We start from the raw sequence: 16,784 nt of genomic DNA on the forward strand, positions 1-16,784 counted from the left end.
AGCGCCCTGACGGGTGAATTTCCCTTGGCGGACAACACATTTCGGCGAAGTTGCGCAGTTGGTGGATCATTTCCGAAGTGGACTGATCACTTCAGGTCCTTCGAGCCGCCGATCCGCCCCAGCGAGCCTTCGGACCCACCTCCGTTCACCTGCGGCACGCCGAGGATGTCACCGATGCCGGCCGACGTGCGTGGCAGGTCGACCCCGTTGTCCCCGCCGATGTGCACCGGGTTGGCACCGCTCCAGGTGTGCTGCTGGGCGTGCGCCTCGCCGATCTCCATCACGTACTTGCCGGGGTTTTCCGCCTGGTGGTGGCGCACGGATTCCGCGCCGTAGGAGTTGAACATCGCGTGACGCTGGAACAGGCCCGCGTTGCCGTCGAGGTCGCGCCGCGCGGGGTTGCCGCCGATGCCGATCACGTCGACGCCCTCCTTCTTCGCGGACTCGAGCACCTCGCCCACCAGCTTGCCGTTCGCGCCGTTGGCCTTGAGGTACTTGTCCAGGTCCGGGTGCATCGGCGTGCCGGGCGGGGAGTTGAGGAAGTCCTTCACCATCCCGTTGTGCGCGTCGTCGCGCAGGCTCTCCAGGTAGACCTTGTTCACCCCGTTCTGCTTCAGGTCGCCCATGTTGTCGCGCATCATCTCCAGGCCCGGGTGCTTGCCGTCGTGCTTGCCGCCCACGACCACGCCGTCATGGTCCTTCAGCAGTGAGCCGGTGCCCTCCGTCTTGTCCATCACGGGGCGCAGCCGGTCGTCCACGTCCTGGTCGCGGCCGGCGTCGCGGGGGTCGGTCTTGTTGTTCTCGACCGCTTCGCTCGCCGTGTGGCGGTCACGCCGGTCCTGCTGGTCCCAGAAGTCCTTGGTGTTGGGGTCGTTGCGGCCCAGTGCCTCGACCGAGGCCCGGTCCTTGGCGACCGGGTCGACCAGGTTCTTGTCCAACGCCTGGTCGCGCAGCTGACCGCCGAGCCCCCGGTTCTTCTCCAGCAGCGTCTGGGCGTCGTCGTTGAACGACAGGCGCTGCTTGTGCGGGTTCGGCACGCCGGCCGTGTTCGCGATGTCGTTGAACTTCTGCTCGTCGCGGACCTTGTTCGGCGTGCGGCCGTCCTTGCCCGACTTGCGCGGCCCCCGCAGTTCCAGCGACGGTCCGGCCGGCGTGCTGTGGGCCTGGTCGAACGACAGTTTGCACGGCGCCAGCCCCAACGGATCGGTCCAGCCGACCGGGTCCGCCACGTAGGCGTACGGGTTCGCCGCCGGGCTCAGGCCCGACGGGTCGGGGGACAGGTAGCGCGCCGCGTTCGGGTCGTAGTAGCGGTGGAAGTTGTAGTGCAGCCCGGTTTCCTCGTCGTGGTACTGCCCTGCGAAGCGCAGCGGGGTCGGCATCGGCCCGGTCGACGCGCCCCAAGCGGTGAGGGTGCCGTGCCAGACCACGCCCTGCTCGGCGTCGAGCAGCTCGGTCGGCGCGCCGGCCAGGTCGGTCACCACGGCGCGCAGGCTGTGGTCGCGCCAGTCGCCACTGGCCTGGTGCAGCACGCGCTCGGTCTGCGTGAGCACGCGGCCGCTGCCGGGTTCGGTGTGCCAGACCAGCGCGCGCACGCCGTCGCTCACCTGCTCGGCGAGCTGCTCACCGTCCCAGGTGAACTCGGTGCGGCTGCGCAGGACGCCGGTGGCGTCCACGTGCTCCTTGGCGATCCGGCGTCCGAGCGCGTCGTAGCGGTAGCGCCAGTGCTGCCCGGTCGGGGTGTGCACGGCGACGAGCCGCTCGAGACCGTCCCACTCGTAGCGCCATTCGTTGCCGTCGGTGGTCCGGCGCAGCACGAGCTTGCCGTCGGCGTCGTACTCGTAGGTCGCGGTGTCGTCGCGCGTGAGTAGGCCGCCGGTGTACGCGCGGTTGCCGGGCTGCACGAGGTTGCCCGCCGCGTCGTAGCCGTAGGCCTCGTGCGCCGCCGGTCCGTCCACGGCCAGCGGCCGGCCCACCGGGTCGCGCCGCAGCTGCCGCTGTCCGGTGAGCGAGTCGTCGACCGCGGTCACGGTGTCGTCGTGGCGGTAGTGCAGCGCGCGCTGCCGCACGGGCCGGCCGGGGCCGGTGGCCAGGGTCTGGGTCACGAGCCGGTCGCGCGCGTCCCACGCCTGGCGCAGATGCGTGGTGCCGAGCCGCCGCTCGATCTCCCGGCCGTCGAGGTCGCGCACGGAGGCGAGCTCGCGGCCCGCGGTGAGCAGCGCGATCGGCCGGCCCGCCGCGTCGTGACGCCATTCGGCGTGGGCACCGGTCGGTGTCGTGCGGGCGACGCGGCGGCCGGAAGCGTCGAAAGCGGACGCGAGCACGCGGCCGTTCACCGACTCCGTCACCAGGTGGCCGGCTGCGTCGTAGGTGCGGCGCAGATCCGCGTCGTCGTTCACCGCCCACACGAGACGGCCCGCGAGGTCGTACTCGTACGTCGCCACGGCGCCGTCCGCGTCCAGCCGCACGATCCGGCCCAGCGCGTCGTAGCCGAAGCGCAGCACGCGGCCGCCGGCGGAGGTCTGCTCGACCACTCGGCCGGCCGCGTCGTGGCGGAAGGTCCGGCGGCGGCCGTCGTAGTCGACGTCGGCGGCGAGCCGGCCGGCGGCGTCGTACTCGTAGTGCCAGCGCGCGCCCAGCTCGTTGCGCACGGCGGTGACGCGGGTTTCGGTGTCGTAGCTCAGTTCCACGCGGGAGCCGTCGACCGCGGTCACCGCCACGGGCCGGTCGAAGCCGGCGTAGTCCGTGCGGGACACGGTGGTGCCGGCGCGGGTTTCGCGCAGGTTGCCTTCGCCGTCGTGGCGGAAGGAAACGCTCGTGCCGTCCGGCCGCGTCACGCTCAGCGGCTCGCCTTCCACCGTCCACGCGGTGCGCGTGATCGCATCCAGCGCGGTGGTTTCGGCGGCGCGGCGGCCGAAGCGGTCGAACACCGTGCGCCGCGTGGCGCCGACGGCGTCGGTCACGGCGACCGGCAGGCCGGCGGTGTCGTACTCGTAGCGGGTCACCTCGCCGAGCGGCCCGGTCACCGTGGCCGGCCGTCCTGGCGCGGCGTACTCGAAGCGCGTGCGCGCGCCGAGCGGGTCCACGGCCGCGGCGACGTCACCGTCCTCTGTGTACTCGCGCAGCCACACCGCGCCGTCGGCCTCCACGACCTTCACCGGCCGGTGCTCGTCGTCGTACTCGGCGAGCGTGCGCGAACCGTCGGCGGCGACGATCTCCACCAGGTCGCCGGCCTCGTCGTAGTGGTTCACGGTGGTGGCGCCCAGCGCGTCGGTGCTCGAGAGCAGCCGGTCGCGGTCGTCCCACTCCAGGCGCGTGGTGAACCCGAGCGGGTCGGTCACCGCCACGACCTGGAACACGTCGTTGAGGTCGAACACCGTCTGCGCGCCGAGCGAATCAACGGCAGTGGTGCGGCGCGGCTCGTACGCGAGGCGGTAGCGCAGGTCGCCGTCGCGGCCTTCGGCGCGGACGCAGCGGCCCTGGGTGTCGTAGGCGTAGCGGTACCACATGCCGTTGCGGTCTTCCCAGCTCGCGAGCCGGCCCTCGGGGTCGTACCCGAAGCGCAGCGGGCGGTCCGAGGAGTTGCGCACCTCGGCGAGGTTGGCGCGCTCGTCGTAGGCGAAGCGCGCGAGCACCACCGGCGCGCCACCGCTGAGCAGCGTCAGTTCCGTGACGCGGCCGTCGTCGGTGCGCACGCCGACGTGGTGGCCGGCCGAGTGCGTGACGTCGGTCAGCGCGCCGGCGTCGTCGTAGGAGAAGCGGAAGTACTGGTCACCGCTCGGCGTGCTCACGGTGACCAGGCGCCCGGTCGCGCCGGAGAACAGCAGCGCGCGGCCGAGGTCGGGCTGGTTGAGCACGTAGGACCCGTCCATGGCGCGGCTCAGCGGCCACGCCGGGCCGGTCACCGGCAGCACCTCGCCGCCGACCACGGGCTTCGGGTACTGCAGGAAGGTGCCGTCCTCGGCGGCGAAGTGCACGCCGTCGGCGTCGGCTTCGAGGCGCTGGTCCAGCGTCGAGGCCCACGAAGCGCCGAACCCGCGGCCGATCCGGTAGGAGGACAGGTGCGTGCGCGTGAGCACGAGCGGCAGCGCGGCGTCGAGGCGCACGTCCTCCTGCGTGAGCATGACCCGGCCGGTCGACACGTCGATCGGGTCACCGCAGGCGAGGCGGTCGGCCGTCGGGGTGTCGTTGGAGCGCGGGGTGGTGTTGGCGTCCTTGACGGAGCTCTGTTTCGTGGTGGTGTCCTTGGCGCCGCCGCTCTTGCCGGCGCTGCCACCACCACCGCCGAGGCCGCGGTCGGTCGGCGGCGGGTCCAGCGGCGGCGGGTCGCTCGGGGCCGGCTCGGTCTTGGCCGGCGGCGGGCTGCTCTTGGCCGGCGGCGGGGTGTCCCCGGTGCTCGACGCGTGGGTGGCGTCGTCGCCGGACTTGCCGCCCTTGCCGGCGGGCGGCGAGTAGTCCGTGCCCGAGCCGGTGAAGCCGGACCCGCCCGAGCCGCCTTCGTCGGCGCCCTTCGAAGCCGGCGGAGGCGTGTAGTCCTTGGGCGCGCCCTCGTAACCGGACGCGTGGGTGCCGTCGTCGGCGCCCTTCGAAGCGGGCGGCGGGCTGTAGTCCTTCGGCGCGCCTTCGTAACCCGCGGCCTTCGTGCCGCCGCTGTCGGCGCCGCCCGACTTCACCGGCGGCGCGTCCGGCGTGCCGCTGAGGTCCTTCGTCTTCGCCGGCGGGGTGATCTTGCCGCCCTTGAGCCCCTTCAACGCCTTGCCGGCGTCTTCGAACAGCGTGCCGGCCTTCTTCAGCAGCGGGATCAGCGCCTTGAGCGCCTTCACCAGCTTCGTCACGACGTCGGTGATCTTCGACGCGGTCTTCGCCACCGCGTTCACCACCTGCGGCACCACCCAGCTGAGCCCGATGCCGAGCGTGAACACCACCTGCAGCGCCCAGCTGATCATGTGCCCGATCAGGTCCGCGATGATGTCGCGCACCAGTGCCCGCACCGCGCCGACGACCTCACCGGCGGTCTTCACGCCGCTGGCGGCGCCTTCCGTGCCCTTCTGCGCACTGCCGAGCAGCGCCGCCAGGTCCTGGCTGCGCTGCCGGTACGCGTCCGACGCCGACCCGGTCCACGACTGCAGATCCGCGTTGACCATGTCCTGCAGGTCCGTCGCCACCGACCCGAGCTCGGCCGCGACGTTCTTCCACGTCTCCGACTGCGCCGCGATCTGGTCCGCGTTGCCGGTGAGCCCGTTGAGCGCCTCCTTGAGCGGCCCCACGTGCTCCATGAGCCAGCCGACCCCGGCCGCGAGGATCGCGCCGAACGGGTCCATCGCCATCGAGAGCGCGTCGAGCGCCGTGCCGACCGCGCCCATCGCCACCGACGCCCAGTCGCCGGTCTCGATCGCCGTCTTCAGGTCGTTGGCGTCTTCCAGCAGCGTGATGCCGGAGTACGCCTTCGTGGAGTCCTGCGTCGGCGCGATCAACGGGTTGCTCATAATTCTCACACGCTGCCAGAACCGCCGGCGGTTCATCTTTCGTTCAACCGAGATGTCGATCACTCATCCGGTGCGAAAATCACGTGACAGCCGAGCGCCCGGCGGCGAGGGTGTGGCCCTGTGCCCGATGACTTCACGCTCGCCCGCCGCAGCGCCATGCGCTGGAACGCCCCGCTCGACGAAACCCACGCCGCTCTGCTGCTGAGCCGCCTCGACGTGGAGGGAGGCACCGTGGTCGACCTCGGCGCCGGCTGGGGCGAGCTGCTGATCCGCGCGGTCGAGACCACGCCCGCGCGCGGCCTCGCCGTGGACACCGACGAGGTGGCCCTCGACCGCGGCCGCCGTGCCGCGCGGGACCGCGGCGCGCGCGTGGAGTTCGTGGAGCAGGACGCGGCCACCTGGCAGGGCCGGGCCGACCGCGCGCTCTGCGTCGGCGCGTCCCACGCCTTCGGCGGCACCGGTCAGGCGCTGGCCGCCCTCGCCGGCGTGACCGACCGGCTGCTCTACGGCGACGCGTTCTGGGCCGCCGAACCCACCACCGCCGCCGTCGACCTGCTCGGCGACGACATCCTGACGCTGCCCGCCCTGCTCGAAACGTGCCGCGCCACCGGCTGGCGCGTGCTGCACCTGAGCACCGCCGACCAGCGCGAGTGGGACGACTTCGAGTCCACCTCCCGCGCCGGCCGGCTCGAGTGGCTGCTGGCGCACCCGGACGACCCGCGGGCGGCCGAGACCCGCGAGTGGCTCGACACGCGCGAACGCGAGTACGTGACCACGTACCGCGGGGTGCTCGGCTTCGCGTACCTGGTGCTGGTGAAGTAGCCCGTCACGCCTTGCGGCGGAACACCGGCTTCACCGGCCGGCCACCCAGCCACGGCGTCGGGTCGTTCGCGTCGAGCGCCTTGCGGTAGACCACGCAGGCGTCGGCCACGACCTCCACGGTCCGGTCGATGTCGGCGTCCGTCAGGGCCGCGCTGACCACGAACGACGGCCCGAGCACGCCGCCCGTCACGAGCTGGCGCAGGAAGAGCGTGCGGTACTTCTGCGAAGGCGTGCCGGACGGGTCGAGGGTGCCGAAGACCAGGTTGCTGTCGCGGCCGCGCACCACCACGTGGTCGGCGACGTTGTGGGAAGCCGCCACTTCGCGTACGCCGGCCGCCAGCCGCGCGCCGAGCGAGTGCAGCCGGGCCGTGACGTCTTCGGCCTCGTAGGTGTCCAGCACCGCCATCGCGGCGGCGAGGGAGTGCGTCTCGGCGCCGTGGGTCGTGGAGAGCAGGAACACGCGGTCGCGCGAGTCGTGCAGGCCGCCGAGCTCCATGAACTCGCGCTTGCCGGCCAAAGCCGACACGGCGAAGCCGTTGCCCAGCGCCTTGCCGAACGTCGAGAGGTCCGGCGTGACGCCGAACAGGCCCTGCGCGCCGTGCTCGGAGAAGCGGAAGCCGGTGATCATCTCGTCGAACACGAGCAGCGCGCCGTGGCGGTGGGCGAGGTCGCGCAGGCCCTCGAGGTAACCCGGCGCCGGGTCCTGCTGCGTCGCCGCCTCCAGGATCAGGCACGCGACCTGGCCTTCGTGCTGCTGCAGCAACGCCTCGGTCGCCGCGAGGTCGCCGTAGGGGAACCGCACGGTGAGCGACGTGATCTCGCCCGGGATGCCGGCCGCCATGGCCGTGGTGCCGATGAACCAGTCGTCGGTGGAGAAGAACGCGTGGTCGGCGCACAGCGCGACCAGCGGCCGGCCCGTGACGGCCCGCGCGAGCCGCACCGCGGCCGTGGTCGCGTCGGAGCCGTTCTTGGTGAACTTCACCATGTCCGCGGTCGGCACGGTGGCCAGGAACTGCTCGGCCGCCTCGGCCTCCACAATGGAGGGACGTGCGAAGTTGCTGCCGCGCTCGATCTCGCGGCGCACGGCCTCGACCACGCGCGGGTGCGCGTGGCCGAGGCTCACCGACCGCAGGCCCGAGCCGTACTCGACGTACTCGTTGCCGTCCACGTCCCAGACGTGCGCGCCGCGGCCGTGGGAGATCACGGGCGCGAGGTGCTCGGGGTACTGGTCCTCACCCTTGGCGTAGGTGTGCGCGCCGCCGGGGATCACCCGGTGCAGCCGCTCGTTCGCGGCACGGGAGCGGGGCAGGTCCATGGTGGGTCACCTTCTAGGTCTGCAGCGCCTCAGCCAGCGAGGGCGCGGTCTTGTCGCGTTCGGACATCAGCGTGGGTGGCAGCGGCCACGGAATGGCGAGCTCGGGGTCGTTATAGGCAATACTGACGTCTTCGTCCGGATTGTGCACGCGATCGATGCGATACGAGACATCAGCGATATCGGAAAGTGCTTGAAAGCCGTGCGCGCAGCCGGCCGGGATGTAAATGCTCACCTGGGTGTCGCCGGAAAGCCGGAACGTTTCCACGGCCCGGAATGTCGGCGAATCCGGGCGGAGGTCCACGACCACGTCGAACACCTCGCCGAACGAGCAGCGCACCAGTTTCGATTCGCCCGCGCCCGAGCGCAGGTGCATCGCGCGCACCACTCCGCGCACGGACCGCGACACGCTGTCCTGCAGGAACGCGTCCGGATCGATGCCCACCGACCGTGCCACGTCCGCGTCGAACGTGCGTGAGAAGAACCCACGCTCGTCGCGGTGCGGCGTGGGCTGAAACAGGAAAAGGCCGGCGATGGCCGGCACGGGAATGGCTTTCATCGGGCCTCCGAAACGGGGAAGAGCGTCGAAGACAACACGGCGAACTGGGATTTCAGTCGTTGCTTGTTGTCCTCGTTGTGCTCGGCGAGGCGAGCTTTCACTTCCGGCGCACGGCTTTCCAGCTGTTCGAACTGGGTGATCAGCCGCGGCACGTCGATCGAGCGCGCTTCCTGGCAGAACTCGGCGAGGCCCATCTCGGCCATCAGCACGTCGTTCTTCTTCGCGTAGCCGATCGCCACGGTCGGTTTCCCGGCTTTGAGCGCGCACAGCACGTTGTGGTAGCGCGTGGCCACGACCGAACCGACGCCGGCCATCGCGGTCATCAGCTCGCCGAGCGACCCCGGCGGCGTCGCCGTGATCAGCGGCGAACCCACCGCCGTCACGATCTCGTCGACCACCGCGAGGTCGGCCTGGTCGCCGATGAACAGCCGCACGGGCCGCTCGCGCTCGACCAGGTAGCGCACGAATTGCGTCAGAGAATCCACATAGGACCGGTAGATCTCCTCACTCCGCGCGCGGTCTTCGTTCCCGCCGCGGTAGGCCATCACCCCGACGCCGACGGCGCGGGGGTCTTCTTCGGCCGACGGCGTCGGCAGCGAGAACGCCAGGTCCGGGTACACGCCGTCACCCGCCGTCGGCACTCCCATGCTCGCCATGGCGGTGCGCGAGAGCTCGTCGCGGTAGGACCGGTACGCGACGAGCCGTGCGGACCGGCGCACCAGGAACCGCGTGGCCGGCATCGTGATTCGGTCGGCACCCACGCTGACCAGCGCCACCTTGGTGCCGAACAGTCGGCCCAGCACCGAAAGCAGGAACAGCGCGTACGGGAAACCCCACGGCCGCAACGGCAGCGTCGCCTCCAGCACACCCATGCCCGGCACGATCACCACGTGCTGGCGGCGCACCCACCACGCGGTGCGCGCCACGTCGACGATCTTGCCCAGCGCCTTCGTGAAGAGGGAACGGACGCCGGACACCGTGCGGTACTCGTCGGAGTACCAGTTGAGCCGCGTCGCCGGAATTCCGTAGCGGGAAGTGACCACGTCCGGTCCACCGCAGAACGCCGTGACCGCGGCGTCCGGGTGTTCGGCGCGCAGGAAACCGAGCACGGCTTCCAGCGAACCGTCGTTGCCGAGGTTGCCCGAGCCGAGGAGCCCGAACACACCGACGCGTGTGGTCACGAAACCCGCCGTTCGCGGCCGGCGACGACCAGGTCGACGGTGAGCGAGAGCTCGTCGGCCGCCACCGGCGCCCGGTCCTCCACCCGCTCCCCGCCGCCACCCGGGCGCGCCCGGCTCGTGAACCATTCGACCAGCGCGAGGTAACAGGCCCGGCGCTCGCGCGAAGACAGCGGCGCCGTGCGGATGCCGTGCACGTAACCCCACACGTACTCGGCCAGCAGCCGCGCGGTCGGGTTCGTGACCGGGTTGCCGCGCTTCGGGTCGAGGTTCGCGCACCGCGAGCGCTTGCTCGGATTGGCGCGCTCGGCGCGGTCCGGGTGGTCGCGGCGGAAGTACAGCAGCTCGGGCACCTGGTGGAACGGGCCGTGCAGCGCCAGCTCGGCCACGTACGTGCGGTCGGCGTGGTGGTAGCTGTCCATCGGCGTCACGCGGCGCAGCACCTCGGTGCGCATCACGCCGTAGAAGTCGTCGCCGCCGGGTTCGAACAGCAGGCTCTTGAACCGCGTCGAGGGCCGCGGCGCGTCGGTCTTGTGCACGTAGTCCAGCGGCACGGTCACCACGCCCGCGCCGTCGATGATCGCCTGGTGCGAGTGCGCCACGATCACCTCGGGCCGCGCGTCGAGCACCGCGATGCACTTGGCCAGCAGCTCGCGGCCGTAGAGGTCGTCGTGCGAGGCCCACTTGAAGAACTCGCCGCGCGCCATCTCGAGCAGCACGTTGTGGTTGGGCGTCGCGCCGATGTTGCGCGCCTGGCGCACGTAGCGGATGCGCGAGTCCTTCTCCGCGTACTGCCGGCAGATCTCTTCGGTGCCGTCGGCCGACGCGTTGTCGGAGATGATCAGCTCGAAGTCCTCGTACGTCTGGCCGAGCAAGGCGTCGAGCGCCTCGCCGAGGAACTCCTCGCCGTTGTACACGGGCAGACCGATGGTCAGCCGGGGAACCGCGCTCATCGCGTTCTCATTTCTGTCATTCCGTCTGCCGCCGAATGAAGCTCTTCATGGCTGAACGAACCCGACACCGGGTGGAACTCGAGGGAGTGCTCGGCCGTGCGCGGGGCCGGCGCGGTGGGCACGTTCTCCGCGATGGCGAAGTGGTCGCGCAGCGCGATCCGCAGCTGCCACCACCACACGACCGAACCGGTGATGGTCGCGATCGCGACGCCCCACTCCGACCCGGCGGCGCCGCCGAGCGCGGCCCCGATCAGGCCGAACACGACGTAGAACACCGAGGCGATCAGCTGCGAACGCAGGCTGCGCTTCGCCGTGCCGAGCGCGCGCAGGCCCGCCGTGGCGCCGGTCGTGAAGCTCGCGCCGACCACGGCGAACGTGACCGGCAGGATCAGCAGCGACGAGCTGTCCCACAGGGAACCGAGCACGAACCGGCCCGCCTCGGCGGGGATCAGCAGCAGCAAGCCGAGGCCCCACGCCAGCGCGGCCGCGGCCTGCACGCCGCCGAGCACCACGCAGAAGTGCCACAGCCGGTGCGGCGAGCGCTGCAGCACGCGCGCGCCTTCGGCCACGGTGACCAGCGAAAGGCCCATCAGCAATGCGAGGAACGGCCCGAGCAGCTGCTCCGCGCCCCGCACCGTGCCCACCGCCGCGAGACCCGCGACCGCACCCAGCCCGTACGCGCGAAGCTGCGAAGAACCGCTGTTGCTCACGTTCTCCAGCAGGTAGCGCACGCCCAGCTCACGGTGGTCACGCAGCCACGCGCGCACCGCGCCCAGCCGCGGCAGCACGCTCGTCTGCACCCAGCCGAACGCCGCCGCCACGCCGGCCGAACAACCCCAGGCCAGCAGGAACGCGACCACGGTGCCGTAGCGCGCCCCGATCACCAGCGCCGGGAACAGCGCCACGGCCTGGATGCCGTCGTTCACGAACGCCTTCTGCCCCTTGCCCGCGGCGAAGAAGCCGAACCGCCAGGAGTCCTGCACCAGCAGGAACGGCAGCACCACCCCGAGCGCCACGAACGCGCCGCCCAGCGAGCCGCCCACGATCAGTCCGAACGCGACACTCACGAGGCCGCTCGCGACGCCGACGAGCAGCGCCGTACCCACGGCCTGGCCGAGCGCCTCGCGCCAGCGCGCCTTCTCGACGCCGGAGAACCGCACCATCAGCGGGTCGGTGGCCAGGCCGCGCGAGACGTTGAGGATCACGCCGTAGGTGACCCACGCGATGCTGAACAGGCCGAACGCCGCCGCGCCCAGCGAACGCGCGACGTAGAGGCCCACCACGAAGTTGGTCAGGCTGGACACGGCCTGGTCGCCCAGGCCCCACGAAAGGCGCCCGGCCATGGCGCGGACGGCTCGTGAGCGCAGGATCCCGGGCACCGGCCTCACTCCTTGAGCAGGCCGGCGACCTGCAGGGCCTGGGCCGCGGTGGCCACGGCGCCGAACGGCAGGTCCGCGCGTTCGGCGATGTCGAGCAGGCTGTTCTCCCCGTCGGAGTAGGACAGCACCCACAGCATCGCCAGCTGCGCTTCCTTGGCGTCGCTGCGGCCGCCGAGCGAGTCGTACAGCCCGCGCTTGCCGAGCTGCGGTTCGCCGTAGGGGCTGAGGTTCACGTACCGGCGGTTGCGCTCCAGCACCGAGAACGCCGTGCGCAGCGTGTCGAGCGTGTCCTCCATGGCCTCGGGTGAAACGAAGCTCGGGTTGTCCGCCGACGTGTGGTACTCCGGGTAGCCCGCATACGGCGTGCGCGTGAGCGAGCCGACGCCGAGGTTGAAGCCGGGGGAGCAGAACTGCCGCTCGTCGTAGCCGTACGGCGAGAAGTCGCGCAGCTCGTGCGGCTTGTCCTTGAGCACGTGGGCCATCACGCGGTCGATGTCGGCGTCACCGCGGCGGCTGCGCTTGTAGGTGAGCGAACCGCGGTCGCCGGCGCACGCCAGCACCACGCCGTGCTTCACGCGGTCCACGTGCTCGGCGTTGCGGGCGAGCCAGGTGATCGCGCCGATCGTGCCCGGCATGAAGAGGAACCGGTAGGTGAAGTGCGGCTTCCGTTCGGCGAGTTCCTGCGCCAGCGACACGGCCACCGCGATGCCCGCGAGGTTGTCGTTGGCCAGCGACGGGTGGCAGACGTGGCACGACACGATCACCTCGTCGCTCACCTCGCCGGGCACCACGTGCTCGCCGTAGGTGAGCGACCCGTCGGCCAGCGTCGAGTCGATCTTCACGTGGTACTCGCCCTCGGGCAACGCGTCGAGCACGTCCTGCGCGACGCAGAAGCCCCAGGTCGGTGAGTAGTAGCTGGTGCGGTACGGCACCCACGAGGGGCTCTCGGGCAGCGTGTGCAGGCGTCCACGCAGCTCGGTGAGGCTCATGGTCTCGTCCACCGGCACGCTGTAGCCGACCACGTGCAGGTTCAGCTCCTGGAAGTCGATCACCCGCCGGCCGGTGGCGTCCGCGACGAACGCGTCGCGGATGTTCCACTCCTGCGGCACCGTCCAGTCGAGCACCTGCGTGCCGGTGGGCACCTCGTGCACCTGCAGGTCCAGGTGCTCACCGACGATCGCGAGCGTCTGGCGCACGCCGTCCCCCGTGATGCTGCGGCAGAGCGGGTACATCCGCTCCACCAGCGCGTGCATCTCGCCCCCCGTGAGCATCAGCGGTGCCGCAGCGTGTCGTCGACGGCCCCCTCGGCCTGGCGGTCGGAGAGCCAGTTGAGCCGCGTGAAGCGCCGTTCGAACTGCGGCTTGGTGAGCTCGTACGCGCGGTAGGCGTCGATCAGCTGCAGCGCGCCGTCCTTCACGCCCCACTCGCACTCGAAGCCGGGGATCGCCTCGCGGAAGCGCGAGAAGTCCACGCGGTACGAGCGCGGGTCGGCGCCGGCCTCGCCGGTGATGCGCAGCTTGGAGCCGGGCACGGCTTCCACGACTTCCTGCGCGATCTCCGCCACCGTGACGTTGTTGCGCTCGGTGCCGATGTTGAACGCGCGGTTGTGCACGGCTTCGCGCGGCGCGTCGAGCACGGCGGTGAAGGCGCGGGCGATGTCCTTGGCGTGCACCAGCGGCCGCCACGGCGTGCCGTCCGAGAGCACCAGCACCTCACCCGAGAGGTAGGCGTGGCCCACGAGGTTGTTGAGCACGATGTCGGCGCGCAGCCGCGGCGAGAAGCCGAACGCGGTGGCGTTGCGCATGTACACCGGCGTGAAGCCGTCGTCTGCGAGCTTCGCGACCTCGTCCTCCACGCGCACCTTCGACTCGGCGTACGGCGTGACCGGGCGCAGTGGCGCGTCCTCGTCGACCAGGCCGCCGCCGCCCGAGGCGCCGTAGACCGAGCAGGTGGACGCGTAGAGGTAGCGGCCCACGCCGGCGTCCTTGGCCAGCTCGGCGAGGCGCACCGACGCGTGGTGGTTGATGTCGTAGGTGAGCTCCGGCGCGAGCGAGCCCAGCGGGTCGTTGGACAGCGCGGCCAGGTGGATCACGGCGTCGAAGCCCTCGAGGTGCTCGGGCCGCACGTCGCGCAGGTCCACGTTGATCGTCGGCGGGTCCTTCGGCGCCGGGCCGAGCAGGCAGCCCGCGAACAGCCCCGAGTCGAGGCCGACGACGTCGTGTCCGGCTTCGGTGAGCACCGGCGCCATCACCGTGCCGAGATATCCCGTGTGCCCGGTCAGCAACACCCGCATGTCAGTCAGCCCCTCAAATCGACAACGAACTTGTTCACTTCGAACGCTTCCGCGTACCGCTGCTGGCACTCGATGCCGCGGATGCGGGCGAGGCCCAGGAAGGCCTCGCGGTCGTACCAGGGGCGGTGCCGCTGGGAGGCGTAGTGCTCCTGCAGCAGCCGCACCTTCTGCTCGGCCAGCTCGTCGGGCAGCGGCACGTACGCCGCCAGCCGGCCGAGGTCGCCGTCCCACTTCACGATCTCGTAGCCCAGCGCCAGGTACCCGCGGTAGACCGTGGGCACCAGCTGCGCGAGGCCGCGGTGGTCCTGGTGCGCGTCGACCGTGCGCGGGGCCAGGACCAGGTCCGGGTCGGTGCGCTGCTTGAGGTCCTCGAGCGCGTTCTTGGCCTCGTCCCAGTGCGCCGGCAGCCGGCCGTCGGGCAGCTTCAGCACCGTGACGTCGAGCTCGGCGCCCGGGCAGAACGCGGCGAGCGCCGCCCGCTCCTCGGCCTCGCGGTCGGTCCCGCCGCCCGACAGCACCAGCGCGTCGACGCGGATGCCCGGCCGCTGCTCACAGATGGTGAGCAGCGTGCCGCCGGCGCCGATGGCGATGTCGTCGCAGTGCGCACCGAGCGCAACGACGCTGCCGAGCTGCTGCGGAAGCAGGTTGATCACGCGTGCACCCGGTCCCGTTCCCACAGCGCCCACGGCCGGTCGCCGCGGGTGTAGCCCTCGTCGAGCGCGAAGCGCTCCTTCACGGTGTCGGTCGGCTTCCAGAAGCCGCGGTACGGGTAGGCCAGCAGCTTGCCCTGCTTGGCCAGCTCGCCGCAGCCGTCGGCGACCAGGTCGCCGTTCTCCGGGATGTGGTCGAAGATCTCCTGGCGCAGCACGAAGTACCCGCCGTTCTCCCACAGCGGCATGTCGCTGACCGGCGTGATCGCGCCGATCAGGCCACCTTCGTCCATCTCCACGCAGTGGAACGACGACTGCGGCGGCACGACCATCATCGACGCGCCGGCGTCGGTCTGCTCGAAGCGCTCCACCATCTTGTCCAGCGGCGCGTCGGTGAGCACGTCGGCGTAGTTGGCGAGGAACATCTCGTCGCCGTCGAGGTACTCGCGCACGCGGCGCAGGCGTTCGCCGATCGGCGACTCGATGCCGGTCTGCACGAACGAGATGGTCCAGTCGGAGATGTCGGTGCTCAGGAGTTCGGGTTTCCCGTCGCGGAGCACGAAGTCGTTGGACGTCGTCTCCTTGTAGTTGAGGAAGAACTCCTTGATGTGGTGCGCGCCGTAGCCCAGGCACAGCACGAACTCGGTGTGGCCGAAGTGCGCGTAGTAGCGCATCACGTGCCAGATCAGCGGTCGCGGGCCGACCATGGCCATCGGCTTGGGCACGTCGGAGGCGTCTCCGTTGCGCATCCGCATGCCGTAGCCGCCGCAGAACAGGACAACCTTCACTGCTTCACCTCGACGATCTCGAGACGGGGGATCGGGAACACGAGCCGCCCGCCCCAGTCGTCTACATAGGACAGTTGTGCGGTGAGTTCCTTCCTGAGGTTCCAGGGAAGGACGAGGACGTAGTCGGGCTTGTCGGCCGCGATGCGCTCGGGTTCGAGGATCGGGATCCGGGTGCCCGGCGTGTACCGGCCGTGTTTGTACGGGTTGCGGTCCACGGTGTAGGCGAGCACGTCGGGCCGGATGCCGCAGTGGTTCAGCAGCGTGTTGCCCTTGCCGGGGGCGCCGTAGCCCACCACGGTCTTGCCCTCCTTGGCCGCCTTGACCAGGAACTCCATCAGGTCGAGCCGCACGCGCGTGACGCGCTCGGCGAACTCGGTGTAGCCCGACAGCTCGTGCAGGCCCGCGGCCTTCTCGCGCTCCAGCACGTCGACCATCCGCGCGCTCGGCTCGCCCGCGACCTCGAGGGGCCGCGCCCACAGCCGGATCGACCCGCCGTGCGTGGGCAGCAGCTCGACGTCCACAACGGACAGTCCGCCGACCGCGAGCGCGCGGCGCGCGGATTCGACCGTGTAGTACTGGAAGTGCTCGTGGTAGATCGTGTCGTACTGGTTCTCGCTGATGAGTGTGAGCAGGTGCTGCACCTCGATGCTCACCCAGCCGTCGTCGGCCACCAGGGCGCGCAGGCCGTGGGTGAAACCGATGATGTCGGGAATGTGCGCGTACACGTTGTTCGCGGCGACCAGATCGGCCGGGCCGTGTTCCTCACGCACGTCGCGCCCCGTCTCGGGACTGAGGAACGCCGTCTTCGTCGGCACGCCCTTGTCGCGCGCCGCCTGCCCGACGTTCACCGACGGCTCGATGCCCAGGCACCGGATGCCGCGCTCCACGACGTGCTGCAGCAGGTACCCGTCGTTGCTCGCCACCTCGACCACGAACGAGTCGGGCCCCAGCCCGAGCCGCTCGGCCGATTCGGTGACGTAGGTCTTCGCGTGGTCGACCCACGAGGTCGAGAACGACGAGAAGTACGCGTAGTCGGTGAACGTGTCCTCGGGCGTGATCAGCGGCGGGATCTGCGCCAACCAGCACTCGGTGCAGACCTGCAGGTGCAGCGGGTACGTGTTCTCGGGCTCGGCCAGCTGTTCCGCGGTCAGGAACCGCTCACACGGCGGGGTCGCTCCGAGATCGACGACACTCACCAGAGCTGTCGAACCGCAGAGTCGGCATGTGGTCATCAACGGGCTCCTCGGCTCGCGGCTTGCGTGCTAGACACGTCGATGACCAGCGGGGGGTCGTTACAGCGAGCGCGTGAGGGGTGGACCACCGTGTTCTGAACGATATGAACCCACGGGCCCGTCGCGAGGAGTTCG

12 protein-coding genes are annotated in these 16,784 nt (G+C 70.9%); 1 reads left to right on the plus strand and 11 read right to left on the minus strand.

Annotation, left to right across the window (positions count from 1 at the left end):
- Nucleotides 1-86 precede the first annotated feature (86 nt).
- The gene (locus VSH64_RS40425; protein ID WP_326568012.1) at nt 87-5,483 is read right to left on the minus strand and encodes an RHS repeat-associated core domain-containing protein; all 5,397 of its coding nucleotides are present in this window, start codon (nt 5,481-5,483) and stop codon (nt 87-89) included.
- 120 nt (nt 5,484-5,603) lie between these two features.
- Here VSH64_RS40425 and VSH64_RS40430 point away from each other — a divergent pair, with 120 nt between their 5' ends.
- Complete coding sequence (locus VSH64_RS40430; protein WP_326568013.1) at nt 5,604-6,305, plus strand: SAM-dependent methyltransferase; 702 nt, start codon at nt 5,604-5,606, stop codon at nt 6,303-6,305.
- Nucleotides 6,306-6,309: 4 nt separating this feature from the next.
- On the opposite strand, the gene VSH64_RS40435 is transcribed toward VSH64_RS40430, so the two are convergent.
- From VSH64_RS40435 to VSH64_RS40480, 10 genes are read right to left on the minus strand one after another with little or no spacing between them, the layout of a single operon-like run.
- On the minus strand, nt 6,310-7,620 hold the full coding sequence (locus VSH64_RS40435; protein ID WP_326568014.1) for a glutamate-1-semialdehyde 2,1-aminomutase: 1,311 nt from the start codon (nt 7,618-7,620) through the stop codon (nt 6,310-6,312).
- A gap of 13 nt (nt 7,621-7,633) precedes the next feature.
- Entirely contained in the window at nt 7,634-8,176 is a 543-nt protein-coding gene (gene rfbC, locus VSH64_RS40440) for a dTDP-4-dehydrorhamnose 3,5-epimerase (RefSeq protein ID WP_326568015.1), read from the minus strand.
- Complete coding sequence (locus VSH64_RS40445) at nt 8,173-9,357, minus strand: polysaccharide pyruvyl transferase family protein (RefSeq protein ID WP_326568016.1); 1,185 nt, start codon at nt 9,355-9,357, stop codon at nt 8,173-8,175. The genes rfbC and VSH64_RS40445 overlap by 4 nt, the downstream gene beginning before the upstream one ends.
- Nucleotides 9,354-10,307 (minus strand): glycosyltransferase family 2 protein, encoded by a 954-nt coding sequence (locus VSH64_RS40450; RefSeq protein ID WP_326568017.1) that lies wholly within the window; start codon nt 10,305-10,307, stop codon nt 9,354-9,356. The genes VSH64_RS40445 and VSH64_RS40450 overlap by 4 nt, the downstream gene beginning before the upstream one ends.
- Complete coding sequence (locus VSH64_RS40455) at nt 10,304-11,650, minus strand: MATE family efflux transporter (protein ID WP_326838171.1); 1,347 nt, start codon at nt 11,648-11,650, stop codon at nt 10,304-10,306. The genes VSH64_RS40450 and VSH64_RS40455 overlap by 4 nt, the downstream gene beginning before the upstream one ends.
- A 41-nt stretch (nt 11,651-11,691) precedes the next feature.
- Nucleotides 11,692-12,957 (minus strand): DUF4910 domain-containing protein, encoded by a 1,266-nt coding sequence (locus tag VSH64_RS40460; protein WP_326568018.1) that lies wholly within the window; start codon nt 12,955-12,957, stop codon nt 11,692-11,694.
- Complete coding sequence (locus tag VSH64_RS40465) at nt 12,957-13,979, minus strand: NAD-dependent epimerase/dehydratase family protein (protein ID WP_326568019.1); 1,023 nt, start codon at nt 13,977-13,979, stop codon at nt 12,957-12,959. The genes VSH64_RS40460 and VSH64_RS40465 overlap by 1 nt, the downstream gene beginning before the upstream one ends.
- A 5-nt stretch (nt 13,980-13,984) precedes the next feature.
- The gene (locus VSH64_RS40470) at nt 13,985-14,632 is read right to left on the minus strand and encodes a PIG-L deacetylase family protein (protein ID WP_326568020.1); all 648 of its coding nucleotides are present in this window, start codon (nt 14,630-14,632) and stop codon (nt 13,985-13,987) included.
- On the minus strand, nt 14,629-15,417 hold the full coding sequence (locus tag VSH64_RS40475; RefSeq protein WP_326568021.1) for a glycosyltransferase family protein: 789 nt from the start codon (nt 15,415-15,417) through the stop codon (nt 14,629-14,631). Before VSH64_RS40475 ends, VSH64_RS40470 begins: the two co-directional genes overlap by 4 nt.
- Nucleotides 15,414-16,649 (minus strand): class I SAM-dependent methyltransferase, encoded by a 1,236-nt coding sequence (locus VSH64_RS40480; RefSeq protein WP_326568022.1) that lies wholly within the window; start codon nt 16,647-16,649, stop codon nt 15,414-15,416. The genes VSH64_RS40475 and VSH64_RS40480 overlap by 4 nt, the downstream gene beginning before the upstream one ends.
- Nucleotides 16,650-16,784: the final 135 nt, after the last annotated feature.

Source organism: Amycolatopsis rhabdoformis (assembly GCF_035918295.1).
GTDB classification, from domain to species: domain Bacteria; phylum Actinomycetota; class Actinomycetes; order Mycobacteriales; family Pseudonocardiaceae; genus Amycolatopsis; species Amycolatopsis rhabdoformis.

Excerpts from the sequence above, each read along its gene's own strand:
- VSH64_RS40450 (WP_326568017.1), bottom strand. The coding sequence starts at position 10,307 with ATGAGCGCGGTTCCCCGGCTGACCATCGGTCTGCCCGTGTACAACGGC.
- VSH64_RS40455 (WP_326838171.1), bottom strand. The coding sequence starts at position 11,650 with ATGGCCGGGCGCCTTTCGTGGGGCCTGGGCGACCAGGCCGTGTCCAGC.
- VSH64_RS40465 (WP_326568019.1), bottom strand. The coding sequence starts at position 13,979 with ATGCGGGTGTTGCTGACCGGGCACACGGGATATCTCGGCACGGTGATG.
- VSH64_RS40425 (WP_326568012.1), bottom strand. The coding sequence starts at position 5,483 with ATGAGCAACCCGTTGATCGCGCCGACGCAGGACTCCACGAAGGCGTAC.
- VSH64_RS40435 (WP_326568014.1), bottom strand. The coding sequence starts at position 7,620 with ATGGACCTGCCCCGCTCCCGTGCCGCGAACGAGCGGCTGCACCGGGTG.
- VSH64_RS40480 (WP_326568022.1), bottom strand. The coding sequence starts at position 16,649 with ATGACCACATGCCGACTCTGCGGTTCGACAGCTCTGGTGAGTGTCGTC.
- rfbC (WP_326568015.1), bottom strand. The coding sequence starts at position 8,176 with ATGAAAGCCATTCCCGTGCCGGCCATCGCCGGCCTTTTCCTGTTTCAG.
- VSH64_RS40460 (WP_326568018.1), bottom strand. The coding sequence starts at position 12,957 with ATGCTCACGGGGGGCGAGATGCACGCGCTGGTGGAGCGGATGTACCCG.